Source organism: Luteolibacter ambystomatis (assembly GCF_018137965.1).
GTDB lineage: Bacteria > Verrucomicrobiota > Verrucomicrobiia > Verrucomicrobiales > Akkermansiaceae > Luteolibacter > Luteolibacter ambystomatis.
Genome location: NZ_CP073100.1, coordinates 1,429,678 through 1,456,309, shown reverse-complemented (window position 1 = coordinate 1,456,309; position 26,632 = coordinate 1,429,678). Strand labels below are relative to the sequence as shown.

Genomic DNA, 26,632 nt, shown 5'->3' with positions numbered 1-26,632 from the left:
TCGTGATTTCCATAGGACGGAGTGATGATCCTTTCATGGACGACCCCACCCGGAGCCGATTGAAGGCAAATCCACGCCGGTTCATCCTCTTCACGGTGCTCTACAATTCCCGGGCCTACTATCCCGTCCTAGCGGTGCTATTCACCGATCTCGGCCTCTCGTTGGAACGATTCGTCCTTCTCAATCTGGTGTGGGCCGCGGCGATCTTCCTTTTTGAAGTGCCGTCCGGCGCGCTTGCGGACACCCTCGGTCGGAAACGCCTGCTGGTGTTTTCCTCCCTTCTCATGGTGGCGGAGATGGTCTGCCTGCTGATCGCCCCCAAAGACGGCGGCACGTTGTTGTTCCTGCTGTGTCTCGCCAACCGCGTTCTCTCCGGCACCTCGGAGGCAGCCGCCAGCGGTGCCGACGAGGCCCTCGCTTACGATTCCCTCCCCCCCGAAAACCGCGCCGAGGCATGGGACCGGGTGCTGGCGGCCGCGATGCGCTGGCGTTCCGCGGGAATCATCGCCGCCATGATCGTCGGCGGCCTGCTCTACGATCCTTCTTTCCTCAACAGCCTGTTACCGGCGGCACTCCACATTCCAGTCGCCGTCGCCCACCGCCTGCCTCTGGCTCTGGTGCTCATCCAAGCTCTCGCCTGCGTGTGGATCACCCTGCGGATGACCGAACCACCCCACCCTCACGGGGAAACCGGTCCCACCCTCCGGAAAGCATTCCGGGTCACCATCGACGCCGCCCGCTGGGTCTTCACCACTCCACGCCCGCTGGTGATCGTGTTGGGCGGCGTGCTGGTGGATGGCGTGGTGCGGAACATGGCGACCCTCCAGAGCGAATACTTCCGGCTCATCCAGATTCCGGAGTGGTCGTTCGGCATCATCGGAGCTGTCACCGGCGGTCTCACACTCTTCGTTCCCGCAATCGCAAAACGTTTGAATCGAAAGTTTGATACACCCGGAAATCTCATGCTGGTGACTATTTTCGTCGCTCTCACATTGGCAGCCTTGGCCCCTGCCTGGCCAGGACTGGGAGGACTAGTTCCCGCCATGCTGCTGGTGCCTTGCATGGGCTATCTCGGTTTCACCATCAGCCGCGCCCTTCATGCCGTGGCGGATTCCTCACAACGCGCCACGGTGCTATCGGTCAAGGGACTGGTCTTCAATCTCGGTTACGGAGTGTGCAGTCTGGCCTTTTCCACCGCTCTCGCCCATGCCCGCGTCTCGCATCCCGGCGAGCCACTCCCATGGCTGCTGGCCTGGCAGGTGCCGTGTTTCGTGGTGGCCGCGCTGTTGTTTTTCCCATGGGCCTTCCGCACTTGGAACCGTGGCCGCTGCTGTGGAGCGGATGTATCGAAGGGTTTGCCATTGCATTGACCCAGAAAAAAGCCGCCCGTTCCGTGCTGGTAAAAGCGGCCGGAGCGGGCGGCGACAACGCATTGATGAACTCAGAAGGGATCAGGCGTGACCGAAGTCGGGACCGAGTTCGTGTTCATGCCGGTGTTCCCAGGCATGACGCCGTTCCTCGGCGGTCCGTTCGTGTTCACGTTTGGTTTCTTCAACCTTGTGCTGCTTCTGGGCCATCATCTTGCGTTTGGCTTTTGGATTCTTGTCGCCCATGGCTCGTGGGTGGTTGGAATTCCGCCGCAGTCCTTCGGATGGCTCCGGGCGGCGGTTGGCCGGAACCGGGAAAGTTGATGATACCTGACCACAGTCCCACGGCTCCGGGAGATTTCCACCGGAAATTCAGCGCCGCGGGCGGCGGCTGATGATCAGGCGGATGGCGAACATCGGCAGCGCGGTGATGACCGCTGCGGCGATCGCGACCTTGAGGCCGGGATAGAGCCGCGGACGATCCGCATCCAAGGCGGCCAGCGATTCAGCGACCACCTGTTCCTTGCTCACGTAGAACGCCGCGTTCATCGGGATGGAGTCCTCCTCGGAACGCCGGGCCACTTCGCCGAACTCGGTCTTCACCGGTCCCGGGCATACGGCCAGCACGGGGATGTTGTAGTCCCGCAGTTCGACTCTCAGCGCCTCGGAAAAGCTCGTCACATAGGCTTTGGTGGCGGAGTACACGGCGATGTCCGGAATTGGCAGCGTGCTGGCCAGCGAGCTGATGTTCACCACCGCTCCACCGCCACGACGGATCATGCCCGGCAACAGACCGTGGGTCAGGCGGGTAAGGGCCTCGATATTGACCCGCAGCATCGCCTCCACACGGGCCCAATCGGAATCCGCGAACTCACCGTAGTCGCCGAGGCCGGCATTGTTCACCAGCAGGTCCGGCACCAGACCACGCTCCGGCAGATGCTCCAGAATCCGGGCCACATCCTCGGGCCGGGAAAGATCCGCCGCAATCACTTCCATCAGTTTGCCCGGATGGCGGGCGCGGAGGGTGGCGGAAAGGTCGTTCAGGCGATCCTCCCGCCGCGCCACGAGCACGAACGAATCGACACGCGGCGCAAGCTGAAGGACGAATTCCTCGCCAAGACCGGCGGAAGCACCGGTGACGAGGGCACAAGAAAAGCGGCGGGATTGCGGCATGGCGCACATGTTAGCGCCATGCCCGCGAAATACCACCGCAGGTTGTCAGGCAACCACCGGCTGGCCGGCCTGGTCCACCTGGAGGATGCGGAGCGGCACGCGCATCAGGATCTCGCCATCGATGCCGAGATCGATGGAGTAGATGCCGGCGGCGTCGAACTTCAGCCCCTGCAGGTTCATGATGATGTTGCGGGTCAGGAACGGGGTGCCCTTCGGGAGCTGGACTTCGAATTCCGGCTCGATCGGCATGTTGTTCGGGTCGAGGGACTCACCGTCCTCGTTGATGATGTTGATCGAAAGCTTGTGACGGCCGATGTCCTCCGGAGTGAAGCAAAAGCGCAAGGCCAGCGAGCACTGCGGGTGAACCACCGGTACGGCGCGCGCCACAAGGGTGTCGAAGGTGCCGGAAATCACGAGCTTGCCGTTGTAGTCGGCGGCGAAGTCGGCGAGAGTGGCGATCTGGATATCCATGGTCGAATAGTGGGATGTTCTGAGGGAACTGCGACGTACGCCGCAGCCGTCCCTTCTCTGGCGGGAAATCGGCCTAGAGGGAAGAGGAAAAATTGCCGTTTCAGGCGGTTTCCCGCCCCGTCAATCGGGAATCGGGAGGAGTCATTCAATCCAGCAGGCGGTTGATGCCGGAAACCGGCCCACGCAGCGCGCTCGCCCCTTTCCGGAGGTCGGTCCGCAATGCCCTGATCTGGTGTTGGGCCACCCGGCTCGCCAGCGAATTGCCCGGCTTGTCCACTGCCCGCGTCCGCTCCTTGATCGGAATGACATCCAGCAAAAGGTACGCCGTGCCCATGAACACAACCGCAGCGGCCACTGCGGAGAAGATACCGCGATAGTGGTGGAACCGGCCCTTGTCTTCCGCAGGGACATTGCGGGCGGTGCGCGGCAATGAAAGGATCTTTTCCCGCAGCCGCAGATCCGTGGGCGGCATGGGAGCCGCCAGACCAGCACCGGCACCTTTCGTCCAAAAATCGAGGAATGCCGAGCATTCCGTGCATCCGCAGAGGTGAGAGGCCACGATCTCCGGCAGATTCCGCTGCTCATCGAGAGCCTCGGAGATCATCATCTGGATTTCTTCGCAATGGGAATTCGGGGTGCTCATAAAATCAGGATTTGGCGATGAGGTTTTCCCAGTCACGGGCGAGGCGCTGGCGGGCGCGGAACAGCAGGACTTTTACATTCGCGGTGGTTTGATCCATCGTCGAAGCAATTTGTTCGACGCTCATCTGCCCCTGGGCTCTCAGCCACAACGCGGTGGCCTGGGCTTCGGGCAGGATTTCGAAAATCTTCTCCCATGCGTGGATGGCTGCATCCCGTTCCTCGTGGATTCTCGCGGGATGGGAATCGTCCTCGGCGCTGTGTTGCTCCGGCACGAACAATTCCAGCGGCTTTTGCTTCCGGAACAGATCGGCCACCTTGTTCCTCGCGATGGTGTAGAGCCAGGCGGTGAACGAGTAGGCGGGATCGAAATTGGCGATCTTCAGGCAGACTTCGATAAAGACTTCCTGGCAAAGATCGCTGGCATCCGCGTCCCTGCCACAGCGGGAATAGAGATATCCACGGAGGCTGCCGATGTGGCGCTGCACCAGTTCATTGTAGGCGGTCACGTCACCGCCTTTCCATCGCAGGGCCAGGGCGTTGTCCAAATCGGCTGCCACGGAGGGATTGGAATCGTCGCTTGGTGAGGTTGCTCAGAAGCTGAAGGATTTCTCGACGTGAATTCCACCTTTCTCTTCATCCCCTTCGTCGGAGGTGGCATCCTTCAGGCCGACTTTCACTTCATCGACCAGTTGCTGGAGCTGGGTGTCATCCAGCTTGACCGTGAAACTGATCTCGCCATCGCGGCTTTCCATTTCCAGCGCCGGATGAGACACCTCCGGCTCGTCCTCCTCTTTTTTGACCACCTCGGCATAGAGCTCCTTGGCCAACGTGGCCAACTGATCCGCCAGGTCCGCATCCGCCAGTTTCACCGTGAGGTTCAAAGACGCACCCACACCCGGACTGGAAGCACTGAAGCTGAGCCCCTTTGTCATCTTCAGCAGGGATGAATCCACAAGCTCCTTGGGCAACAAGGTGAAATCCACCGAGCCAGCCAGCCAGGTGTCTTCCGGCAGAGGTGTCATCGCGCTCTCGCGGAATGGAATCCCCGCAGGCGAAACCAGCTTCACCACTCCCGGGCCTGCCTGCCAGAACACCACCTCTTCTCCCTCCGCCTTGTAGATCATCCGATCCCCATCGCGTTTCGCCCCTTCCTTCTCCAATTCGCCAAAGAGCTCCTGCTCTCCTTCCAGACCCCGGATTTCAGCGGACCACTCTGGTTTCGACTCTTCGGCACCTCGGAAGCCCCGGATCTGAACCGTGGCACCGCCGGTCTTGATCGCCGTCAGCTTGGCCTGGCCGAAAACCTCCTTGAACCATCCGGCGATCTTCGGATTCTTCCCGCCGCTGAGGCGGGCTTGCACCTCCCATACGGGCTTCGGCGCGGGTTCGTCCGCCGCCATGGCCAGCGGGGCCATCGCCGCCACCAGCACGCAAGTCATGTTCTTGATCCGTTTCATCGTTCTACACGCCATCCGCGGAAAAGCGGCCGGAGGTTACAAAAAAGTCTTCGAAACAGCGAGCATCACCATCAAAGCGGCCTCAAATCCCTCGCGGATGATGGAAAGACCGGGATATTTTGCCCCTTACTAGACGTGGGGTTTCCCGCTCCTGCCATGATCCTGCGAATATTCCTCTCCACCGCCTGCCTGCTGCTTTCCGCCGCAGCGGACGATCTCACGGGCAAAGTGATGTGCGGCTACCAAGGCTGGTTCCGCACTCCGGAGGATGGTTATGGCACGGGGTGGAGCCACTACGGCGGCAAAGCCTTCGCGCCCGGTTCCTGTGGCATCGAGTTGTGGCCGGACGTCCGTGAACTGCCGGAGACAGCCCGCGTGAAAACCGATTTCCGCCATCCGGACGGCAGCGTGGCCGAAGTGTTTTCCTCCACCAACCCGGCCGTGATCGCGAAGCACTTCGAATGGATGCGCGCTTATGGCATCGACGGAGTTTTTCTCCAACGTTTCGCCGTCACGACGAAGGACCCGAAATACCGCCGCGCACTCGATGACGTGCTGGTGCATTGCCGCAAGGCCGCCGCGGATACATCCCGGAACTGGGTGCTGATGTACGACCTGAGCGGCATCAAACCCGGCGAGGCCCGTCTCGTGAGCGACGATTGGCAATACCTGCGCAAGCAATTCCAGATCGCGGATGCTTCGGATACCGGCTACTTGAAACATCGTAGCAAGCCCTTGGTCGCCCTGTGGGGCCTGGGCTTCAACGACCGTCCGGCGATGCTCGATGAATGGCGCGCGCTGGTGACTTTCTTCAAGAAGGACGCCGGATGCACCGTCATGCTCGGCGTGCCCACCTACTGGCGCACGCTCCAGCGGGATGCCATCACCGACCCCGCGCTGCACGAGATCATCGCCATGGCGGACGTGGTCAGTCCGTGGACGGTGGGCCGCTATGGCAAGCCGGAGGATGCCGCGCGCTACATCACCACCACCGCGAAGGATGATCTCGTCTGGTGCCGCGATCACCAGCTCGACTACCTGCCCGTCGCCTTTCCCGGCTTCAGCTGGCACAATCTCATGGCAGGCCGCGGCAAGGACGTGCCGGTCAACCAGATCCCGCGAAATGGAGGCCGGTTCTTCTGGTTCCAAGCCATGCAATATCGTGACGCCGGAGCGAAGGCGCTCTACGTGGCCATGTTCGATGAACTGGACGAAGGCACGGCGATCTTCAAGGTCCGCAACGATCCACCAACGGGAACGAGCCTCTTCGTCAGCGAGCCGGACGTGCCGGGTGACCGCTATCTCCGGCTCGCCGGGCAGGCCGGGAAGCTCTTCAAAGGGCAGGCCGTCAAAACCGAGGACGGCCTGCCGGTGGAATAACACCACGGCACCTCACGGGCCGTCTTCCGTTTCCACGGGCAGATCCTTCGGATCCACCGGCACGGCCTTGGGAGCGGGCATATCTTCCGGTTCGGGTGGATTGACGACCGTCCCATCCCCCGACTCCACGGGTATCGCCTTGAGTATCGTTTCCTGATGCTTGCCATCCCCCTTGGGTGAATCTCCATCTTCCACGATCAGCACGGCCTTCGGCGGCGGCGCGATGGTCTCCTTGATCTCTTCCTTCAAGGGCTCGAAGAAAGCCTTCACCATCGGCGCGGCCATGCGGCCACCGGACACGGTTTCACCCGGGCGGCCCTCATACAGGACGGCGAACGAGTAGCGCGGGTTGTCGAAAGGAAAGAACCCGGCGAACCACGCGAGGCGCTGCTCCTTCGAGGCCGGACCCCACTGGGCCGTGCCGGTCTTGCCACACATCTCGGTGAAGCTGAGTTGTGCCGCCTTGCCGGTGCCATAACCCGCATTCACCACATCGCGCATGCCTTTCCGAACCACTTCCACCGCCACCGGATCGACTCCCAGCCAGGCGCGGCGTTCGGGACGGTTCGCCTCGGTCACACGGCCGCGGCTGTCCTGCACCTGGCGGACGAGTTGGAGCTTCGGCACCGCACCGCCATTGGCGATTCCGGCCATGGCCTGGGCTACTTGCAGCGGAGAGGCGAGCAGAACGCCTTGGCCGATGGAAAGGTTCGCGGTGTCGCCATCAAGGATGCGGCGCTTTTCATGCTGCAGGAACCACTCGTTGTTCGGCACCAGACCACTGTTCTCACCGAGCAAGGGCAAGCCGGTCTTTTCACCATAACCGAGACGGCGGGCGAGGCTCAGGAAATTCCCGGGACCGACCTTGATGCCCACCTGATAGAACCACGGGTTGCACGAGCGGGCGATCGCACGCTTCACGTCGATCGAGCCTTCGGGAGCCTTGCTCCAGTTGTTGAAGACATGGTTGCCGATTTCGATGGCGGCGGGACAATAGATCTCCGTGTCTTCCGAAACGGTGCCATTGTTGAGCGCGGCCAGCGCCACGATGGGCTTGAAGGTCGAGGCGGGCGGATAGGTGCCCTGGTAGGACAACGCCACCATCGGCCGGGAGGGATCGGCTTCCAGTGCCTTGTAGTCGGTATCGATGGTGTTGAGATTGAAGGTGGGCTTTGAAGCCATCACCAATACCTCTCCGGTCACTGCATCGATCACCACGAAGGCACCGCGTTTGCAGCCGGATTTCAGCACCTTCTCCGCCAGCTTCTGCCAGCGGGCATTGATCGTCGTCACCACCGTGCCGCCGGTGCGCGGGCGGGTCGGCTGCTCATCGAAAAGCTTCTCGCCGCTTTCATCGAACAGCAGCTTTTTCGTGCCCGGCTCGCCGACGAGTTGTTTGTCGTAGATCTTCTCAAGGCCCGAGCGGCCTTCCACTTCCTCCCACAGCGGTTCGTTGAAATTGATCGGACCGGTGGGCAGCTTGCCCACGCTGCCGGTGAAGCCGATGACGTGCGCTGCCAGCCCTTCCTCCGGATAAAACCGGCGATAGACCGGATGCAGGATCATGTCCGAGCCGAGCTTCGATTCGAGCCCCTTCGCGTCCTTGGCGGAGATCTGCTCGGAAAGGATCAGCGGCAGCCAGCGGCGGTGGCGGTAATGATCGTAGAGTTCGTCATCCGTGGGAATGGCGAGGTTCTTCACGACCGCCGCCGCATGCGCGATGCGCGTGCGGCCCCAGTTGACCACGAAATCGCGGTCGGCGGCTTCCAGTTGCTTGAATTGAAGCGCCACCTGATACGCCATCACATTCTGTGCCAGCGGCTCGCCCTCACGGTCCACGATCTGGCCGCGCGGCGCGGGAATCCGCAGGGTGATCGTGCGGGCATCCTTGCGGGTGCTGATCGAGCCATCGTTCGCGCCCTTCGCCGCCGAAGGAAGTGCATTGGATGCCACCGGCGGAGGCTCCTGCGCGGCAAATGACGTCGCGACCACGCACAGGGCGGCAAGTCCGCGAAGTTGAGACGACAGGGAGCTGAAAGGCATCGCCGCAATGTAGCGACGCCCCGCATCCGCCGCAACGCCAATTCAAAACCACGCAAACCACTCAAAATAAAACAATTAACCCACGAATCACACAAATCACCACGCACCCGCGTATTCCCGCTTTCATGGGATGGAATTCCAGCACTTGCCCGGCTGCCAAGCGGGTGCATGCTGCGCCCAGATGATGGAATGGAACATTCTGGCGGTCGTGATCCTGATCTCGATGTTCGCCCTGTGGAATCTCGACTTCGCGGCGGCGCTGCTGAACCTGAAGGCATTTCCGGAAACCGTTCCACCTGCCCTTGCGGATATTCTGACGGCGGAAAGCCTGGATCGCTCGCGGGCCTATCTGCGGACGAACGCGGTTTTCCAAATCATCCGTTCCAGCGTCATGCTGGCCCTGCCGATCGCGTTCTGGATGCTCGGTGGATTCCAGTGGCTGGATGAAACCAGCCGCGCGCTGGCACATGATGGCCCGGTCGCAAGCGGTCTCGTATTCTTTGCCTGCTGCGCCCTGGGCATCCAGTTGCTCGGGCTGCCATTCTCCTGGTACGATACCTTCGTCATCGAGGAAAAATTCGGTTTCAACCGCTCGACGCAGGCAACCTTCTGGGGAGATCAGATCAAAGGACTGCTGATGCTCGCCGTGCTGGGCGTGCCGATCGCGGCGGCGCTTCTGTGGATCTTCCTCCAGGTGCCCCACGCGTGGCTGTGGGCATGGGCGGTTTTCACGGTATTCCAGCTTTTGCTCACGTGGCTGGCACCATCGTTGATTCTCCCTCTGTTCAACAAATTCAGCCCGATGCCGGAAGGCGGTTTGAAGCGCCGCATCGAAGAACTGGGCGAGCGTTGCGGATTCCCCTTGTCCGGCGTCTTCGTCATGGATGGATCGAAACGATCCACCAAGGCAAACGCGTTCTTCACCGGCTTTGGCAAGCGCAAGAAAATCGCGCTGTTCGACACACTGATGGAGAAGCACGGCGAGGATGAATTGCTCGGCGTGCTGGCGCATGAGATCGGGCACTTCCGTCTCGGACACATCCGCCAGCGGTTGTTCGTGGGCGTGCTTCAATCGGCGGCGTTGTTCTTCCTCCTCGGTCTGGCCACCGATCCACACGGCGCTTTCTCCCGGCAGTTGTTCGATGCCTTCGGTGTCGCGCAAATTTCGCCGCACGTGGGCATCCTCCTGTTCACCCTGTTGTTCGAACCGGTGAGCCGTGTGCTCGGAGTCCTCGCGAATGCATGGTCCCGCCGCCACGAATTCGAGGCCGATGCCTTCGCCGCAAACTCCACCGGTGATGCAAAGCCACTTTCAGAAGCCCTGAAGAAGCTCTCCGCCGACCAGCTTTCACACCCGTCCCCTCACCCGCTTCGGGTGTGGCTCGACTATTCACATCCGCCGCTGCTCCAGCGGCTCCAGGCACTGGAAAAGGTGTGAATTTGTAGCCGAAGTCGTGGACTTTGGAGTGGGTGGATCCACTCCGGAAATCGAGAATGAACTGGAAGTGCGGGGAACCGCGCATGTCCACACCGCCTGAAGTCTTACGACTCCAGCTACTCAAACCAAACGCCCCGGCCGGAAGGTCCAGCCGGGGCGTTGGTTCGCCGAGGTTTCTGCAGGACGAAGGATTATTCCGTGATCTTCGCGCGGAGGAAGGTCTTGGAAGTCGAGCTCACCGGATTCTGCGAGCGGAAGGTGCGATAGAACCAACCACTGGACAGAACCGGCAGGTCGCTCTGGATGTTGGTGGCATCCGTGCCTGTCACCTCCACCACGGTGGCGGTGAAGTTGGTCAAGTCATCGGAACCCTGCACGTGGTAGATGATGCCATCGACAAGGGCCGATACCTTCTCGGTGGAACCGGAGAAGGTCGTGCCGCTGCCACGGACCGGAAGAGTCAGGGTGAGGTAGTTCACGCTGCTGACCGGAGCGACCTTCACCACCACCTTACCAGCGCGCACGCCTGAGAGCGGATTGCCATCGAGGGCGAACTCACCGAGGTTGTTGAGACCATCGCCATCCGGATTATCCGCCTTGCCATTGTTGCCGGTAGTCAACCCCTTGGAGGAAGCCCAGGTATCGAACGCACTGCCTCCAGCGGTAGTGACCTGGAGCTTGCCGGTGCCGGTGATGAGCCCGGTTTCATGGGTCGCACCTGAACCGATCGCACCCCAGGTGCCACCAGCCTGCGCCACGCCGTCGATGTAGAGCTCGTCGATCGTATCCGTACCCGCAAAGGTCAGATCAAGCGTGGCTCCGGTCGCGAGACGCACATCGGCCGTATCCGCGAGGTAGGCATTGGTCAGGCTGAGCTTGCCCGCGGACACCGTGGTGTCACCAGTGTAGGTATGGATGCCGCTGAGGTTGAAGGTGCCCGCACCGGTCTTCACCAGCTTGATGGCACCGCTGATGATGCCGCCATTGGTGCCGAAGGTCTGTGCCAGAGTGTTGTTCATCGTCAGCGTGGCTGCGGTGGCGCTGGTCACGGAGATCGCGGTGGAGCCGGCGACACCCGCCAGACCGGTGATGGTCTGGTTCTTTCCGTTCAGATCGAAGATCGCGCTCTGGCCGTTCTGACCGATGGTGATGCCGGTGGTGGTCGGCAGGGCATCGTTCACACCCAGCTTCAGCGTACCCACGGAGATCGTGGTCGCACCCCAGCTGTTGCCGGTGGAGTTGATCGTCCAGACACTGGCGTCCGTCTTCTGGAATGGCACGGTGCCAATGCTGACCGTGCCGTTGATGGTGCCGGTGGCGGTGGCGGCCGCGCCACCGCGCACGGCGAAGGAATCCCCGACGGTGCCGCTGATGTTGCCGTTGATCACCAGGCTGCTGGCACCGGTGCCTTCGGAATAGAGCTGGGCGCGGCCGCTGCCGGCAAGGGTGATGTTGCCGTTGATCACCGCGGAATCGGCGGTGCCGGCCACGCGGATCGATGAGCGCTGGCCCGCCGCACCTGTATCCAGCGTGATGCCTTCTCCAGCCGGGATGGTGACCGTACCGAGCAGGAGGCTGGTGCCGATGGTGCCAGCTCCCGGAGCCACGCCATGCACGATGGTTCCCGCATCGGTGGAGCCCAGGCCGGAATCGTTGGTGATGCCCAGTGTGCTGATATTGGTGGTGGCGCTGTCACCCACGCTGGTCAGACCGGTATAGCTGTTTGCGCCACCCAGGGTAAGCGAGCCCGCCCCCTTCACCGTCACCGCACCACTGGTGTTCGCCACCAGGGCCGGAGTGCCGGTCACCGAGCCGGTGCCACCACCACCGATGAGGGTGAAGGTCGGTGGCACGGTGTAGTTGCGGCCCGGATTGGTGACGGTGATGCCGGTCAGATTGCCGCTCGAATCGATCGAGGCGATGGCCGTCGCGCCGATGCCGTCTCCGCCAGTGATTTGGACAATCGGGGCTTCGAAATAACCCGAACCGCTGACCACCAGACCGGACGCGGAGATACCCGATCCCGGAGGTGCCAACAGGGCTTGGGGAGCGGTCAAGGTCTTGCCATTGAGATCAACCGTGAGGCCACCGGAGCGGACGAATGCATTGCCCAAGGTGGCAATGAAGGTCGCCGAATCAGCGAATGCTTTCACCGTGCCACCATTGAAGTTCGCGGTGCTGGTGCCGGTGCCGCCAGTGATCGAAGTGGTGGTGAGAACTCCTCCGAGCAGATTGAACACGCCTGCGGAATTCGTGGTATTCTGCTTGGCGATGATCACGCCATTCGGACCATGAGCGGTCACCGATGCGGACTCCATCATCGTCATCACGCCCGTGGTGTTCTCACCGACGTAAATGTTGCCTTGATTGGCCGCGGTCGCGGAGAGATCGGTCACGCTGCTTCCCCGGAAAGTCGCAACCCCGTGGAGAGTATCGATCGTTCCAGTGGCAGCACCGCCGAACGAGCCCAGCGTGAGGTTGTTGGTGGAGATGTTGAGCGTGCCACCATTGTGGGTAAGCAACCCATTGCCACCACCGCGTCCGAAGGCAAGCCAGCTGCCGACATTGACCGTGCCTCCATCGATATTGAGAGAGCCGTAAGTATTCTCGACGTTGGAAAGCCAAACCTCTCCTGCGGACCCCAGGGTGGCCCCTGTTCCCACCCGGATGCCACCGCCTGCGGCAAGAGCGGTGGGAACAACCGTTTTGGAAAGTGAAAGGCTTCCCGTGACGTTCAACAAACCACCGTTGACGGTAACCTGATCTCCCATTGAGCTATTGCCGGTGAGCGTCAGTTTGCCGGCTCCCGCTTTCAGGAGTCCCAGCTTGCCGACACCAGCACCATCCTGAAGAACACCCGTGAAGGTATTGTCCACGGGATTTGTAATATACAGCCAGCGCACCACGCCACTGCCGTTCTCGATGGTGCCACTGCCGGCAAGACCGGTGGCTTTCAGATCGTTGATACCGGTCTGAATCTTGCCAGCTTGTACGGTCAGCGTGCCGCCGAGATTGGTGATGCCGGCTGCACCCAGGCCGAGCGTGCCCGCGCCGGTCTTGACGAGGCCCTGGGTGCTGGTGAAGGAGCCCACCGTGAAAGCGTTCGCCACCACGTTGAACGTGCGGTCACCGGTGCCACCGAGCGTGATGGCACCCGCGCCGAGATTCAGGCTCTGCGTGCCGGTGAAGGTGATGTCGTTGTTCCAAGTGCCGTTATTGGTCGTGGTGAGCGTCACCGCTCCGGCGCTGGTGTTGTCCAGCACGGCACCACCATCGATATTGAAAGCACCCGTGCCGAGGGCCGCCGCACCATTGATGGCGAGCGTGCCCGAGCTGAAGGTGACACCACCGGTAAAGGTGCTGGCCGCACCACCCAGCGCCAGAGTGCCCGCGCCGGTCTTGCTGATCCCGAAGGCACCGCTGATCGAGCCGCCGACGGTCAGAGTGGCGGAGCCGTCCGTCGTGATCACCGGGGAAACGCTCATGGTCACATTGCCGGTGCCCAGGTTCAGCGAATTCGATCCGATGAAGTTGAGGGCGTTGCTGTTCCACGCCTGGGCGTTGTTGGTGGAAAGCGTGACCGGGCTGCCGCTGGTGTTGTCCAGATAGCTGCCGGTCAAGGTCAACGGGCCGGTGCCGATGGCGGAGGCATTGTTGATGTTGAGCTGGCCGTCATTGAACTGGGTGCCACCGGAGTAGGTGTTGGCGGAGTTCAGCGTGAGCTGGTTGATCCCGCTTTTGATGAGGATGCCGGTTCCGGCGATGCCGAAGCCGCCGGTGCTGCCAATGGTGTAGGCGAAGTTGGTATTGTTGAAGGTCGTGCTGCTGGGAACGACATTTCCACCGGCAATATTCACCGAGGTGGAGCCGGTCGCGGCGTCCCCGAAAATGACCGCATCATTGGCGAGGAAGTCGGTGGAGGTTCCGAGATTGACGGATTTCCAGTTCTTCGGCGATGCGAGGACCGCGGTGCTCCATTCATTGCTCAAGGCACCTGTCCAGGTGGGGTTGTCACCGGTGATCACCACCTGCAGGCTTGCGCCGCTGTTCTGGATATTCGCGGTCTGACGCGCGCCAAGACCGGAAACCGTGCCAAGGGTGAATGCGGAATAACCCGCTCCACCAAGGGAGGTGTAGGACACCACGTCATAGGTCTGGCCGTTGCTCCAGATCGGATTGCTGACATTGAGGGTCACCGGACCGGCGGCGTTCGTCGTGAGGGCTCCCACGACAAGTCCCGGCGATGCGGAGTTGATCGCCACATTCATCGCACCCGTGCCATTGAAGGTCAGATTGTTGACCGAAAGGGGGGAGAAGCTGCCATTGCCGTTGGCAACCACACCACCGGTGGCATGGCCCACATTGATGGTGTCAACCAGACCGGTTCCGTCGACCGTTCCGGTGCCCAGATTGACCGGAGAGGAGAGGGTCGTGCTGCTGGTCTGCACCAGCTTCGCACCGCTTCCGTTGACGGTGAGCCCGGAGGTGCTGTTGATATTGCCGGTGCCGGTGAGAGTCAGCGTACCCCCGGTGACGCTGGTGGATCCGGTGTAGGTGTTGGCACCCGCCAGGGAGGCGGAGCCACCGGACACGGAAAGCGAGGAGGACCCCGCGATCACGCCCGCCGCGGACTCGGTGAAGGTGCCAGCCGTGCTGACAGCCGTGCCGGTGCCCGAACCAAGCGTGCCGGTCAGTGCGAGGCTGCTTGCGGCCGCGACGCTGGTACTGCCGGTGTAGGTATTGACGCCGCCGAGTGTGGATGTCCCGCCAGTGATCGAAACACTGGAAGCACCAGCGATCACGCCGGTAGCCGCCTCGGTGAGTCCGGTGGAGCTGGTGATGGCCGTGCCGCCGCCGGAGCCGATCGTCCCGGCAATATCAAGCGTGCCGCCCGTCACCGAGGTGGCCCCCGTGTAGGTGCTGGTGCCACCAAGCGACAAGATGCCGGTGCCGATCTTGGAAATACCGCCGCTGGTCACAGCACCCGTGCTGACCGTGCCCACGGTGGCCGCAGTGGCGGCACCGCCACCCACCAGAGTAACGGTGGGCGTGCTGGTGTAACCGCTTCCGGGGCTGGTGATGGTGATGCCGGTGATCGTGCCGGTGGCCTCATCGTAGGTGGCCATGGCGGTCGCACCCACACCACCGCCGCCGGTGATCTTGACATTCGGACGTCCGATGTAGCCGGAACCCGCGGTGGCAACGGCAATCGAAGTGATGCCGTTTCCGGTCGGTGCCTGCAAACCCTTCGCGGTGGTGGAGTTCACGCCGTTGGTATCGAAGGTCGCGCCGCCGGAATGGATGTAAACGCCAGTGAGAGTGGCTGCGAGGAGCTTGGTGGAGGCAGCGTTCGATCTCAGCGTGCCATTGTTGAAGTTCACGTAGGAACTGCCGGCCGTGACATTCACGCCATCAGCCACGAAGTACTTCTCCGCGTTCAGCGAGTTCACCTGAACCGTGCCGCCGGATGCGATGCTCACGATACCGATGCTGTTGGCGGAATCCGCGCTCTGGAGGCTAAGGTCGGTGCTTGTGCCGTTCGAACCGAGCACACCGGAACCGGTGACATTGATGACGCCGGTCTGCGTGCCGGTGCCGCCCGCCCAGTTCACGAAGTTGTTGGTCGCGCTGTTCGCGAGCTTGAGGGTGCCGCCGGTGATATTGAGCTGGGCATCACTGGAAGAATTCGCCGTTTGGTTGCGGTTCATGGCGAACCAGCTGTTCGTGATGAACGTGCCGCTCTTGATGTCCACCACCCCGGTGCCGGTGCCACTGCTCGCAACACCGCCGAAGCCGACTTCCTGAGCCGTCACGGTCGGGTTGGTCGCGGCACCGTTGTCATTGCAGAAGTAGCCGTAGCCGTTCGCGCTCTGGCCGACGGCGAGGATGTCCGTGCCGATGTTGGCCGCAGCGGCGAGGTTGAGATTCCCCTTGTTGATCAGAGCGCCCGAGCCACCCGCTGTTCCGAGCTGGACGGCATGGAAATTGGCGGTGGCTGTCGGGCTGGCGACCTTGAAGGACGCCTTGCCTGTCATACCGAAGCGGGAGCGGGTGGCGGTGCCGGCGTTGTGAGTGAAGGTCGAGCTGCCGTTGAGAGTCACACTCAGATTCGATCCGGCCGACTCACCGAAGTTGAAGTTCACACCGTTGTTGGAAACCGTGAACGTGGAGGTATTGTTCAGGGTCAGGCTGCCTTTGGGCAGGTTCAAGGCGCTGGCGGCATTGTAGCCACCACCCAGGTTGGCGGTGGTGATCGATGCGGCGTTGTTCAGGACCACGTCGGAGGAGACGGCACCCACGCCATTGCCGCGCGCGATGGAAAACCAGGAGCTCACCGCCAGCGAACCCTGGTCGATGGTGAGGTTCACGTTGTTGCCGGCGGCTCCGTTGCCGGCGGATGCGTCACCGATCGCGGCCTCACCGGTGATCGTGTAGGCACCGCCATTCAGGCGCAGGGTGCCGTTACGGAGGTTGAGAGGGAAAGGCGCGCCTGCGTTGCCGATCGTGCCCGATCCGGCGAGGGTCAGCTTGTTGGCTCCGGTCTTTGTGATGCCGGAAGCCGCGCCACCGGAGAGAACCCCGCCCAAGGTGATGTCTCCGCTGGCGGCATTGAAGGTGCGGACCGCCGTGTAGGTCAGCGGGAGATTGATGGTCTGGGCATTCGTCGAGTTGTTGGTGACATCACCGCCGAGGACAATGGAGTTGCCACCGATGACGAACGCGCCCGCCGTGGCATCGAAGGTCGTGGAGGTGAAGATCGTACCGGCGGCGAGGTCGTTGTTGTTCGCAAGGCCGGTCGTCCCGGAGAAAATCAGCGCGTCATTGGCAGCCGGTTTGCCGAAGAGTCCGGCACCGCCGGTCCAGTTCGAGGAAGTGCCGTTGTCGGCATTCCAATTCACTCCGGTGTAGGCACCGGTCCAAGTGGCGGTGGCCGCCATCAGGTTGGAAGAGCAGGCACCGGTGAGGAACACCAGAAAGGCGAAGGTTTGTTTCATGTGGAGGGGGTCGACGGGGTTTTGATGCTGTTCCGAGAATAGGGTCAGTCTCCACAACCCGCTTGTATCGAACGGCCCGAGCCGTGTATGAATGCGACACGGGGTGAATTTTGTTTTCAATGAGCGTCATTCATTATCCGAAATGAACCTGCGTTTACCCCGATCGCGCTATGCCTTGTGGCACTAACAGTTGCAAGGGATGGGCGGTCCCGCATGGTATCCTGCATGGATGCGCCAACCGCCGTCGCAAGACCTCACGATATGCGCCAGGTTCATCGACTGACGTGTGACAATGCGCCACGGGCAGGTGCTTGGAACTTGGCAGCACGGGCCTATTCCCCCACCCTCCGGCCATGTTCGACCCGAATCGATATGATGGCCGCATGCCCTACCGGCGCTGCGGGGATTCCGGCCTGATGTTCCCGGCGGTCTCGCTCGGCTTCTGGCACAATTTCGGGCACGTGGACGACCTTCAGGAAGCACGGCGGATCATGCACCGCGCGTTCGACCGCGGCATCACCCACTTCGATCTCGCGAACAACTACGGACCACCCGCGGGCTCCGCGGAAGAAAACGTCGGACGCATCCTGATCGAGGACTTCGTCTGCCATCGCGATGAACTCGTGATCTCCACGAAAGCAGGCCACCTGATGTGGGATGGTCCGTATGGAGACTTTGGCTCTCGCAAGCACCTGCTCTCCTCGCTCGATCAATCGCTCAAGCGCCTGCGCGTCGACTACGTGGATATCTTCTATTCGCATCGCCCCGATCCGGAGACGCGTTTGGAAGAGACCATGTCCGCGCTCGCCACCGCCGTGAACTCCGGCAAGGCGCTCTATGCGGGCCTCTCCAAGTATCCGCTGAAGCGCCTCAAGAAGGCGGTGAAGATCCTCAAGGACATGGGTATCCGCTGCCTCGTGTACCAGCCGCCGTATTCGATCCTCAACCGCTGGCCGGATACCGAGGGTATCCTCGACTGGTTGCTCGATGAAGGCATCGGTTGCGTGGTCTTCAGCCCGCTCGCGCAGGGCATGCTCACACCAAAGTATCTCGATGGCATTCCGGAAGGTTCGCGGGCCGCGCGTCAGGAAGGTTTCCTCCGTCCGGAACAGGTCGAGGCACAGCAGGACAAGATCCGCGCGCTCGGAGATCTGGCCGCGGCCGCCGGCATGCCGCTGCACCACCTCGCGATGCAGTGGGTGCTGCGTGATCCGGCGGTCACCTCCGCCATCATCGGCGCACGCACGGTGCAGCAGCTCGATGACACGCTGGCCTGCCTGGAGGCTCCGCCACTCGACAGCGAGATCCTCGCCGCCATCGACGCCGTCGCCCCCGGCGAAACGAAGAAGGAAGCGGAAGGTTGATGCCTCCTTTCAACGAATCCGCCCTTCCGCAGGGCGGATTCGTTTCCAGAAATGCCCGGACCAAGGCTTGCACTTTGCAGCCCCGCCACCATCCTTCCGCGCATGACTTGGAACGACCGTTTCCTGGAGCTTTTCGACCGCTGCACCGCCCTTTACAAGGGCGGCAATACCGATTTCACGACCTACTTCGATGGCGGAGATGTCGCCTTTCTGGCCAGCATCGGCTACAAGACGCGCGAGTTCTTCGATTTCGTGGAAGACTTCTGTGATGAAGGCGAACCCAGCGCCTCAACCGCCCTGCTCGTCGCAGCCGTGCGCCGCGATTACTTCATCGTGATGCAGGAGCACGTCACCAGCAATGAAGTGCTCACCCGCGACGAGCTTCCCACCTTCGGCGACGTGCTCGAGGGCATGCCTTACCTCCCGCGCATTCTCGCCAAGGCCCGTGCCAAACTGCGTGGCGAACTCGATCCGGACATCATGTTCGGCTGCGGCGGCGACCGGAAGTTCCTCCGCGACCACGGCAACATCCCACCCGCCGATTTCCTCCGCCACGTGTGGGCCGCACATGAGGATGACGCGCTGCTCGCCGGATGGGTGCGCGATTTCAAGGCCGGGAAGTAACCGGCCCGATCATCGGGCTACGGACAAACAGCCACCCGCAGCCCGGCACTGTCCGAAGCCTTCGCGAAGGCCTCGTTGATGTCCTCCAGCCTGAAGTTGCCTCCTGCGAAGGATTCGTAGGCGAAGCGCTTGCCCTGCGCGGCGAGGAAGTCCACCGCCGTCACCAGATCGGATGGCGCGTAGTTGTGCAGACCTTTCAAAGTGAGCATGCGGCGCACCAGATCATTCGGATCGAGTGCCACCGGTGTATCCGGCATGGTCGTACCCGCGATGACAGCGGTGCCGCCTGTGCGCAGCGTGGAGATCGCGGTCGCCACGGCTTGATTCGCACCGGAGAACTCGAAAACGAAGTCGGCACCGCGGCCGTTGGTGACCTCGCGCGCAAGATCACGGACCCCGGAAGGCGTGGCGAACAAGGTCGCGCCAAATCCCTTCGCCGCCACTTCACGTGCGGGAAACAAATCACACCCGATCACCTGCGAAGCACCCGCGGCAGCCGCCATCGAGCACGCGTTGAGGCCCAGCACGCCACAGCCAATCACCACCACCACGGAGTCCTCGACCAATCCCGCCAGACGGAAAGCCGCGGCCACGGTGGCAACCGCACAATTTGCAGGCGCGGCCAGCGTGTCGGCCAGTTCATCCGGCAAACGCAGCACGCCGGTGCCAGCGGTGAGGATGCAGCATTCGGCAAAACCACCGCTGAATTCGCGACCCGGCGCGATCGCCGTGTGACCGTACTTGAAGAGATGCTCGCATTTCTGCGGCAGACCCTTGCGACAGAAAAAGCACTCGCCACAGGATGCAGCGAGCGTCCAAGTCACCCGGTCTCCTTCACGCAATGCCTCACCACGCAGATCGGTGCGCGGAGCGCCTTTCCCGAATGAAACGATGCGGCCCACGATCTCATGTCCGAGCACGCAGGGAGTCGGTTCGTTGCGGCGGCCGTGCCAGGTATGCACGTCGCTGCCGCAGATGGTGCCGCAACTGATATCCACCAGGATTTCCCCCGGGCCGGGCTTGGGAACAGGAAACTCCAGGAGCTCCAGCGGGAGCCCATGACCTTTGAAAACGGCGGCCAGTGCCTTTCCGTTCGATCTTTCGGTATTCATACGATTAACGGCGGACAAGAAGCATCAGAAGTGAACCCGCGGCGCAGGCTGTCGCCACCACGGTGAACGCGATCGAAGTCGATCCGGCATGCTGGATCAGCCCGCCGATCAGCGGTTCCCCCAACCCGGCGAAAAGGTAGGCGAAGAAGTTCATGATCCCGATGCCCGTACCGGCAAAGCGCCTGCCAAGCAGATCCGGGCAAAGCGCCCAATAACCGGACTGGGGACCATAGACGAAAAAACCGAGCAGGAACAACAGCGGCATCGAGAGCACCGATTCCCGTGGCACCTGGCTGGTCACCCCCGCCAGCACCGCCGCGATCATGAGGAAAAGGATGATGGCGGTGGAACGCCGCCCCTTGAACACGCGATCCGACATCCAGCCGGCAGTCATCGCGCCGAGCGCCATGCCAAATGGCAAAGCCATCGCCACCCACTTGGTGGAGGACTTGTCCCAGTTCTCGCCAAGCAGATGTACCGGCACCCACACCAGCAGTCCGTAACGCGCGAGATTCTGAAACCCGATGGAGAAACAGCCGAAAAGGAACGGCAGCGAGGTCAGCCCCTTGCGATAGCGTTCCCAAACCGTCAGTTCCGCTTCATTGGAAAGGGCCTCTCCGTCTCCTTCGGTTTCCGCAGGCAGATCGGCGTGTCCGATGTCGGACGGGCGCTCCTTGGCCACCAGCCAGAAGACGATCGAGCCCAGCAACAGCAGGCACACCGGAATGCGGAAAATCCAGCGCCATCCCAGTGGCAGCACCGCGGCGGCCAACCCGAAGGTCAGCACCGATGAGCAACCCGCCGCGAAAAGATACCAGCCGAATGCACGGCCGCGCTGCTCACGATCAAACCAGTTCGATAGAATCCGGCTGCCGGGTGCCCAGCCCATCGACTGCGCCAGGCCATTGATCGCCCACGGAATCAGGATGGTCGGTAGACTGTGGGCGAAGCTCAGGACCACGTTCATCAGGAATGAAAAGCACGCCCCGAGAGCCATCATCCGCTTGCCGCCGAAACGGTCCGCAAGCTGCCCGTTGATGGCTTGGCCGATGGCGTAGCACCACAGCATCGCCGCTCCGCACCAGCCGAGTTGGATCTTGTCCAGCCCCAGCTCCTTCATCATCCCCGGAATGGCGAAACCGAAAGTCTGACGACCGGTGTAATAGAACAGATAGCAGAACATCACCGCCACCAAGGTGCGGAAACGGGCACGTCGGAACAGGCCTTCATCCAGAGTGACGATTCCATCGGCCGCTGTTGCCCCAACGGCATAGGGATACGGCGGCACGCTTTTGGCTGGATTGGGGTCGGACATGGAATGAATTGCCGCGGACCGTGCTTTCATGTTTCCCAAACGGCAACAACAATGCTGAATTTGTCGAAATTGACACCCATTTAACAAGGATTTTATTTTCCCAAAAGAAACCCAAGGCGCCCATCATTGGGTAGCAGGTCTTTCGGCCTGGCATGGACGGATGCGGCAGGCTTCCCGCCATGCCTTGACAGTTCTTCCGGGATCATTGAGAGATAGCGGCCACTCGTGCATGAACCTGGTTGAACTGGCATCGCGCATCCGGGCAGCCCGGCTAAGCCGCGGATTCACATTGGAACGCCTTTCCGAGCTTTCCGGACTGGGCAAGGGCCTCCTCTCGAAAGTCGAGAATTTCCGTGTCACACCATCCCTGCCCACCTTGGCGCGGCTTTGCGATGCCCTGGGCATCCGGCTCTCGGAACTCGTGGACGGTCTCGATGAAAAACCGAATCTCAGCATCATCCACAAGCACGAGCGCAAGGTCGTCGAGCGCAACAACGATCAGTCGGACATCCTGTATCAGTCGCTCGCCCACGGCCGGCCGGACCGCAGCATGGATCCGTTCGAACTGACCATTCCCGCCGGTGGGGGCCGCCAGGAAGCGATGCCCCATGAAGGCGAGGAATTCCTCACCGTCTTGGAGGGCTCGGTGGAATTCGAATTCAATGGCGAGGTTCACGCGATGAGCACCGGTGACAGTGCCTATTTCGACGCGGATATTCCTCACCGGGTTTTCAATTCATCAAAAAAAGACGCCCGCATCCTCTGCGTTTTTCTTGGTCGCTCGATGTAAGCCCATTGCGACCATTTTTACGTATTTTCATGATGATCTTCACCCGGGAGTGCATCCCTCTCTCCCGTGGAATCCCGTGAAAGGGCGGCGCGATGGATGGCGTTGACGGGCTCAAAAGAAACAATAAAGTTTCTTTCCGGAAACATTTCATCCCGTCCATGAACGACGACTCCGCATCCACCAACCGCCGCCGGTTCCTCAAAACGTCGCTCGGCATGCTTTCGCTCCCCGCCTTGCTGCCACAGCAGGCCGAAGCCGCCATCAATGAGCCGGGAGCGCCCCTGCCCGAAACCGTAGGTCCGGTGCTGGGCCATATCGACGAAAGCCGGATCTGCTGCTTCGTCCGGCCGAAACAGCCGGGCAAGGTGACGCTGGTACTGAAGGATGGCACCGGAAAACTTGTCACGCGCCAGGAGGCTACCGCCGATCCCGCCAATGATCTCTGCACCCACTTCCGCCTGGAGAATCTCAAACCGGACACCTCCTTCATCGGCGAGTTTCTAGGAGAAAACGGCCAGCCGCTTTTCGCCGATGCGGATTTCCGCGCCCGCACCGCCAAGCCTTCCACCGCTGAACAAAAGGTGGTCCTCGCGATGGGCTCCTGCGTCTCGAACACCTCGTTCGACAATCTGTGGAAACAAGTCGGCGACCAGCGCCCGGACGGCTTCTGCCTGCTCGGGGACACGCCCTATATCGACTCGAATGATCTCCAGAAAAACCGCGCCGCACGCCGCATGCTCTGGGGACATCTGCCTTCGCTGGGTCTCCTGGCAAAACGGATTCCGTTCTGGAACACATGGGACGACCACGACTTCGGCAAGAACGACTCCGATGGCCTGATGCCGCGCAAGGAGAACATCCGGCAGGTGTTCCTTGAGTACAATTCCCTCGCCTCCTATGGTGAGGAGGGCAAGGGCATCTATACCAGCTTCCGCCGTGGCCCGGTGGAGGTATGGCTGATCGATGACCGCTGGTTCTCGCAGACCGAGGCCTCATGGGCCGATCCCGCGCAACGCACCTGCATCGGCAAGACGCAGTGGGAATGGCTGAAGCGGACGCTCAAGGCCTCCACAGCCCCCTTCAAGATCCTTTGCACCGGCATGGTGTGGTACCCGAAGGGCGGCAAGGAGAAGGATCACTGGGAAACCTATTCCTCCGAGCGCGAGGCCATCTATTCATTCATCAAGGACGAGAAAATCTCCGGCGTGGTGCTGGTGTCGGGCGACATCCACGTCAGCCGCCATCACAACTATGGCAAGGAGCGCCTGGGCTATGCCTTGCACGAATGCGTGGTATCACCAATGCACGACTCCATCATCCCCTCGCTGGATGTCCCCCACTCCGCCCGCGTGTGGAGCAAGCCGGAGCCGAATGTATTCATGACCTTCGCCGCGGATTCCAAGACATTGGAGGCGACGTGGATCAACATGCGCGGTGACAAGCTCCATTCATTCAAGGTGAACGCAAGGGATCTGCGGGCGTAAACTCCATCTCCGTTGCACCTCGAATCTCCGACATTCATGATCGATCCTCCGCCCGGTCGCGTAGATTCCGGATGATTCGCCGGCTGCTCCCTCTTGCCCTGGTCCTAACCGCAGCGGCCGATGAGGAATTCGTTCCCCACACGCCAGCCGAAGCGCGCCTCTTCCTACGTGCCCCTGCGGAAGGCAAGCCATTGAAGGATGTTCGGGTATCCATTGGCGAAGCCAGTCCGGGCATCTACGAAAACAGCCCGGAGAAACGCGAACGCCTCAGCGATATCCGTTTTCCCATCCGCTGGTGGGGCTGGAGTGAATGCTCCATCAGCTTCATCCCTGCCCACGATGGGGTCGTCGAATTGGACCTGAACGGTCCTTGGGCGGAAGCCCGGCCCGGTATCCTGCGCCAGCAGGAAGTCCTCTGGGATGACCTCTCCGCCACCGGCACCACCATTCCCAATGGTGACTTTGAGGTCACGACTGGAGGCAAACCAGCGGGCTGGGATTCTCCCTGGCGTCCCTACCCCGCCACCGGCAAGTGGCCGCTCTCTTCAGGTGAACCCCTCAGTGGCAAAAGCCTCGCTGCCTCCTGGCATGGCCGTCCCCTCGTTTGCCAGTTGCCGGTCAAATCCGGTGTCACCGTGACTTTGAAGCTCCATGCCCGGGCCGCCACCGTTCCCGGTTTCAAGCCACCCGCCCGCCTGCCGCGGGACACCCCGGCCCACCGGGCCTGCGCTCTCCTCAAACGCGGAGTGAATCTCGGCAACGGGTGGGAAGCCCCGCCAGGCTCCTGGGGAGTCAAATACACCATCGAGGACATCGACCATATCGCGGACGAAGGTTTCGATCATATCCGGGTTCCCGTAGCGTGGCACTATCACTTTGGCAATGACCGCATCGATCCCGCCTTTCTCGCCGAACTGGAACCAATCCTCAAGCATGCGCTCGAACGCAAGTTGACCGTCATCCTGAACTGGCATCATTTCGAAAGCCTTTGCAAGGAACCGGACAAAAATCTGGCCGCGTTCGCCACCGGTTGGGAGATCGTCGCAAGACACTTCAAGGACTGGCCGCCCCGGCTTTATCTGGAGTTGCTCAACGAACCGAACGGCGCGCTTGATGACGAGATGCTCACCAGAGCGCACGCCCAGGCCATCACCGCGATCCGCAAGAGCAACCCTTCCCGCACTCTCCTCGTCGACCCGCCGCAGTGGGCCGGTGTGAGAGGGCTCGACCGGCTCGTTCTGCCGGATGGCGACAACAACATCATCGCCAGCATCCACAGTTACGAGCCATTCCAGTTCACCCACCAGCGGGCTTCATGGGTGGGTTTCCAGGATCTACGGGGAATATCGTACCCCGGCCCGCCGCCGGTGCCGGTCAGCCTTCCGGAGACGCTCCGGGACAATGCCGGGCTCGCGGCATGGATCGAGGCCTACAATACCCGGAAAGGCAGCGACAATCCCTGCACCGCGGCCGCCTTCGAACTGTTACTGGATGATGCCGTGGCTTGGTCCACCTATTTCGGCAGACCCATCCACATCGGTGAATTCGGTTGTTTCAAAGAGGCCGATCCGGCCAGCCGCGAACGCTACATCCGCGACTTCCGCATCGCTGCAGAGCACCGGCACCTGCCGTGGACGATGTGGGACTGGAAGGCAGGGTTCGGCTATTGGGATGCCGATGCTGGCAAGCCGATCCTCCGCCCGGCACTCTTCCGCTAGCGTCTGGCGGAAGTCACATCCGACTCATACTGCTTCACCTCACCCATCCATGAGAAACCAGTCGGCGTGCTCTGGCGGGTGCAGAATTCCTCCCACACCGCTCCGAACGGCAGCGTCCTGATTTCCTCAAGCAACGCCAGCCGTGAGGTATTGTCGCCCGCCGCTTCCAGTTCGCGGAGCTGCGCGGAAGGCTCGAGCAGGGCCATCAGCAGCGCCTTCAAGGTGCTGCGCGTTCCGATCACCCATGCGGCTACCCGATTGATGCTGGCATCGAAGAAGTCGAGGCCGATGTGCGTGCGAGCCGTGAAGCCACCGCGCACCACTTCTTCCATGATCGCCTTGGTCGGATCATCCAGGATCACCACATGGTCGCTGTCCCAGCGCACGCCACGGCTCACGTGCAGCAGGATTTCCGGCACATACTCCAGCACCGATGAGATCTTGTCCGCCACGCTCTCGGTGGGATGGAAATGGCCGGCATCGAGACACATCAGGATCTGGTTTTTCACGGCATAGCCGAGGTAGAATTCGTGCGAACCCACCACGTAGCTTTCGGAGCCAATGCCGAAAAGCTTCGGTTCCACCGCATCAAGGAGATGATCATGACGGGTGGAGAACACTTCATCGAGCGCCGCGTGCAGGCGCTCCCGCGGAGCCTTCCGATCCGCAGGCAGATCCTTCGTGCCATCCGGAATCCAGACATTGACCACACTGGAGGTCTCGAGCTGGCGACCCATCTCGGCACCGATCACGCGGCAGCGGCGGGCGTGCTCGATCCAGAAAGCGCGGATCGCCGGGTCTTGATGGCTGAGCGTGGCGCCATCGTTTGCCAACGGATGGGCGAAGCAGGTCGGATTGAAATCCAATCCCAGGCCGTGAGTCTTGCACCAATCGATCCAGCTCTGAAAATGAGCCACCTCCAAGGCATCGCGGTCCACCTTGCCACCGCTGAAGTCCGCATAAGACGCGTGGAGATTGAGACGATGTGAACCGGGGATCAGCGAGAGCGCCTTGGCGAGATCCTGGCGGAGCTCGTCAATCGTGCGTGCCTTGCCTGGATAGTTGCCCGTGGCCTGGATGCCGCCACCGGTAAGCCCATCGCCTTCGAAGCCACCCACATCATCTCCCTGCCAGCAATGCAGCGAAATCGGGATGCGGGCAAGAGCGGCGAGTGAAGCTTCGGTATCGACGCCAAACGCGGCGTATGCTTCCCGGGCGATGGAATAGAGCGAGGAGGACATGATGGAGAAGAGGAAGAA

General features: G+C 61.6%; 19 protein-coding genes. 8 read left to right on the top strand and 11 right to left on the bottom strand.

The window, feature by feature from the left end; translation table 11 throughout:
* Positions 1-35 precede the first annotated feature (35 nt).
* Positions 36-1,370: an MFS transporter gene (locus tag KBB96_RS05620; protein WP_211633295.1), complete on the top strand. Its 1,335-nt coding sequence runs from the start codon at positions 36-38 to the stop codon at positions 1,368-1,370.
* A gap of 81 nt (positions 1,371-1,451) precedes the next feature.
* On the opposite strand, the gene KBB96_RS05615 is transcribed toward KBB96_RS05620, so the two are convergent.
* From KBB96_RS05615 to KBB96_RS05590, 6 genes are all read right to left on the bottom strand, one after another.
* Positions 1,452-1,613, bottom strand: a complete 162-nt coding sequence (locus KBB96_RS05615) for a hypothetical protein (RefSeq protein ID WP_211633293.1) — start codon at positions 1,611-1,613, stop codon at positions 1,452-1,454.
* A gap of 126 nt (positions 1,614-1,739) precedes the next feature.
* Positions 1,740-2,540 (bottom strand): SDR family NAD(P)-dependent oxidoreductase, encoded by an 801-nt coding sequence (locus KBB96_RS05610; RefSeq protein ID WP_211633291.1) that lies wholly within the window; start codon positions 2,538-2,540, stop codon positions 1,740-1,742.
* 45 nt (positions 2,541-2,585) lie between these two features.
* Positions 2,586-3,011: a DUF6941 family protein gene (locus tag KBB96_RS05605; protein ID WP_211633289.1), complete on the bottom strand. Its 426-nt coding sequence runs from the start codon at positions 3,009-3,011 to the stop codon at positions 2,586-2,588.
* A 145-nt stretch (positions 3,012-3,156) separates the two neighbouring features.
* A complete protein-coding gene (locus KBB96_RS05600) occupies positions 3,157-3,654 on the bottom strand; it encodes a hypothetical protein (RefSeq protein WP_211633286.1) in 498 nt (165 codons plus the stop codon).
* A gap of 4 nt (positions 3,655-3,658) precedes the next feature.
* On the bottom strand, positions 3,659-4,210 hold the full coding sequence (locus tag KBB96_RS05595) for an RNA polymerase sigma factor (RefSeq protein WP_211633283.1): 552 nt from the start codon (positions 4,208-4,210) through the stop codon (positions 3,659-3,661).
* A 33-nt stretch (positions 4,211-4,243) separates the two neighbouring features.
* Complete coding sequence (locus KBB96_RS05590) at positions 4,244-5,110, bottom strand: hypothetical protein (RefSeq protein WP_211633281.1); 867 nt, start codon at positions 5,108-5,110, stop codon at positions 4,244-4,246.
* 156 nt (positions 5,111-5,266) lie between these two features.
* Here KBB96_RS05590 and KBB96_RS05585 point away from each other — a divergent pair, with 156 nt between their 5' ends.
* Positions 5,267-6,490: a glycoside hydrolase family 99 protein gene (locus KBB96_RS05585; RefSeq protein ID WP_211633278.1), complete on the top strand. Its 1,224-nt coding sequence runs from the start codon at positions 5,267-5,269 to the stop codon at positions 6,488-6,490.
* A 12-nt stretch (positions 6,491-6,502) separates the two neighbouring features.
* On the opposite strand, the gene KBB96_RS05580 is transcribed toward KBB96_RS05585, so the two are convergent.
* On the bottom strand, positions 6,503-8,533 hold the full coding sequence (locus tag KBB96_RS05580) for a peptidoglycan D,D-transpeptidase FtsI family protein (protein ID WP_211633276.1): 2,031 nt from the start codon (positions 8,531-8,533) through the stop codon (positions 6,503-6,505).
* 181 nt (positions 8,534-8,714) lie between these two features.
* On the opposite strand from KBB96_RS05580, the gene KBB96_RS05575 reads away from it, so the two are divergent.
* The gene (locus KBB96_RS05575) at positions 8,715-9,971 is read left to right on the top strand and encodes a M48 family metallopeptidase (protein ID WP_226373652.1); all 1,257 of its coding nucleotides are present in this window, start codon (positions 8,715-8,717) and stop codon (positions 9,969-9,971) included.
* A gap of 191 nt (positions 9,972-10,162) precedes the next feature.
* Here the strand turns inward: KBB96_RS05575 and KBB96_RS05570 are convergent, their stop codons facing one another.
* Complete coding sequence (locus tag KBB96_RS05570; RefSeq protein WP_211633269.1) at positions 10,163-16,966, bottom strand: autotransporter-associated beta strand repeat-containing protein; 6,804 nt, start codon at positions 16,964-16,966, stop codon at positions 10,163-10,165.
* A 353-nt stretch (positions 16,967-17,319) separates the two neighbouring features.
* On the opposite strand from KBB96_RS05570, the gene KBB96_RS05565 reads away from it, so the two are divergent.
* A complete protein-coding gene (locus tag KBB96_RS05565; RefSeq protein ID WP_226373651.1) occupies positions 17,320-18,330 on the top strand; it encodes an aldo/keto reductase in 1,011 nt (336 codons plus the stop codon).
* A gap of 102 nt (positions 18,331-18,432) precedes the next feature.
* Positions 18,433-18,954 carry a DUF5069 domain-containing protein gene (locus KBB96_RS05560; protein WP_211633267.1) on the top strand — a complete coding sequence of 174 codons (522 nt, stop codon included), beginning with the start codon at positions 18,433-18,435 and terminating at the stop codon, positions 18,952-18,954.
* Positions 18,955-18,971: 17 nt separating this feature from the next.
* Here KBB96_RS05560 and KBB96_RS05555 read toward each other — a convergent pair whose 3' ends face one another.
* Together KBB96_RS05555 and KBB96_RS05550 are read right to left on the bottom strand one after the other, a co-directional pair.
* Complete coding sequence (locus tag KBB96_RS05555) at positions 18,972-20,066, bottom strand: zinc-binding dehydrogenase (RefSeq protein ID WP_211633265.1); 1,095 nt, start codon at positions 20,064-20,066, stop codon at positions 18,972-18,974.
* Positions 20,067-20,070: 4 nt separating this feature from the next.
* On the bottom strand, positions 20,071-21,381 hold the full coding sequence (locus tag KBB96_RS05550) for an MFS transporter (protein WP_211633262.1): 1,311 nt from the start codon (positions 21,379-21,381) through the stop codon (positions 20,071-20,073).
* A 229-nt stretch (positions 21,382-21,610) separates the two neighbouring features.
* Here KBB96_RS05550 and KBB96_RS05545 point away from each other — a divergent pair, with 229 nt between their 5' ends.
* The 3 genes from KBB96_RS05545 (at position 21,611) to KBB96_RS05535 (ending at position 25,373) form a co-directional block, all read left to right on the top strand.
* Positions 21,611-22,171, top strand: coding sequence for a cupin domain-containing protein (locus KBB96_RS05545; RefSeq protein ID WP_211633260.1), 561 nt, complete (start codon positions 21,611-21,613; stop codon positions 22,169-22,171).
* A gap of 158 nt (positions 22,172-22,329) precedes the next feature.
* Positions 22,330-23,655, top strand: coding sequence for an alkaline phosphatase D family protein (locus KBB96_RS05540; protein ID WP_211633259.1), 1,326 nt, complete (start codon positions 22,330-22,332; stop codon positions 23,653-23,655).
* A 71-nt stretch (positions 23,656-23,726) separates the two neighbouring features.
* Positions 23,727-25,373 carry a glycoside hydrolase family 5 protein gene (locus tag KBB96_RS05535; RefSeq protein ID WP_211633257.1) on the top strand — a complete coding sequence of 549 codons (1,647 nt, stop codon included), beginning with the start codon at positions 23,727-23,729 and terminating at the stop codon, positions 25,371-25,373.
* Here the strand turns inward: KBB96_RS05535 and KBB96_RS05530 are convergent.
* Complete coding sequence (locus KBB96_RS05530; protein ID WP_211633254.1) at positions 25,370-26,614, bottom strand: L-rhamnose isomerase; 1,245 nt, start codon at positions 26,612-26,614, stop codon at positions 25,370-25,372. The two genes, KBB96_RS05535 and KBB96_RS05530, sit on opposite strands and share 4 nt — an antisense overlap.
* Positions 26,615-26,632: the final 18 nt, after the last annotated feature.

What these genes read in the sequence shown, in the direction of transcription:
- KBB96_RS05610 (WP_211633291.1), bottom strand. Translation starts at nt 2,540, where the DNA reads ATGCCGCAATCCCGCCGCTTTTCTTGTGCCCTCGTCACCGGTGCTTCC.
- KBB96_RS05555 (WP_211633265.1), bottom strand. Translation starts at nt 20,066, where the DNA reads ATGAATACCGAAAGATCGAACGGAAAGGCACTGGCCGCCGTTTTCAAA.
- KBB96_RS05575 (WP_226373652.1), top strand. Translation starts at nt 8,715, where the DNA reads ATGATGGAATGGAACATTCTGGCGGTCGTGATCCTGATCTCGATGTTC.
- KBB96_RS05535 (WP_211633257.1), top strand. Translation starts at nt 23,727, where the DNA reads ATGATTCGCCGGCTGCTCCCTCTTGCCCTGGTCCTAACCGCAGCGGCC.
- KBB96_RS05550 (WP_211633262.1), bottom strand. Translation starts at nt 21,381, where the DNA reads ATGTCCGACCCCAATCCAGCCAAAAGCGTGCCGCCGTATCCCTATGCC.
- KBB96_RS05530 (WP_211633254.1), bottom strand. Translation starts at nt 26,614, where the DNA reads ATGTCCTCCTCGCTCTATTCCATCGCCCGGGAAGCATACGCCGCGTTT.
- KBB96_RS05590 (WP_211633281.1), bottom strand. Translation starts at nt 5,110, where the DNA reads ATGAAACGGATCAAGAACATGACTTGCGTGCTGGTGGCGGCGATGGCC.
- KBB96_RS05560 (WP_211633267.1), top strand. Translation starts at nt 18,433, where the DNA reads ATGACTTGGAACGACCGTTTCCTGGAGCTTTTCGACCGCTGCACCGCC.
- KBB96_RS05570 (WP_211633269.1), bottom strand. Translation starts at nt 16,966, where the DNA reads ATGAAACAAACCTTCGCCTTTCTGGTGTTCCTCACCGGTGCCTGCTCT.
- KBB96_RS05620 (WP_211633295.1), top strand. Translation starts at nt 36, where the DNA reads ATGGACGACCCCACCCGGAGCCGATTGAAGGCAAATCCACGCCGGTTC.
- KBB96_RS05580 (WP_211633276.1), bottom strand. Translation starts at nt 8,533, where the DNA reads ATGCCTTTCAGCTCCCTGTCGTCTCAACTTCGCGGACTTGCCGCCCTG.
- KBB96_RS05615 (WP_211633293.1), bottom strand. Translation starts at nt 1,613, where the DNA reads ATGGGCGACAAGAATCCAAAAGCCAAACGCAAGATGATGGCCCAGAAG.
- KBB96_RS05605 (WP_211633289.1), bottom strand. Translation starts at nt 3,011, where the DNA reads ATGGATATCCAGATCGCCACTCTCGCCGACTTCGCCGCCGACTACAAC.
- KBB96_RS05565 (WP_226373651.1), top strand. Translation starts at nt 17,320, where the DNA reads ATGTTCGACCCGAATCGATATGATGGCCGCATGCCCTACCGGCGCTGC.
- KBB96_RS05540 (WP_211633259.1), top strand. Translation starts at nt 22,330, where the DNA reads ATGAACGACGACTCCGCATCCACCAACCGCCGCCGGTTCCTCAAAACG.
- KBB96_RS05585 (WP_211633278.1), top strand. Translation starts at nt 5,267, where the DNA reads ATGATCCTGCGAATATTCCTCTCCACCGCCTGCCTGCTGCTTTCCGCC.
- KBB96_RS05600 (WP_211633286.1), bottom strand. Translation starts at nt 3,654, where the DNA reads ATGAGCACCCCGAATTCCCATTGCGAAGAAATCCAGATGATGATCTCC.
- KBB96_RS05545 (WP_211633260.1), top strand. Translation starts at nt 21,611, where the DNA reads ATGAACCTGGTTGAACTGGCATCGCGCATCCGGGCAGCCCGGCTAAGC.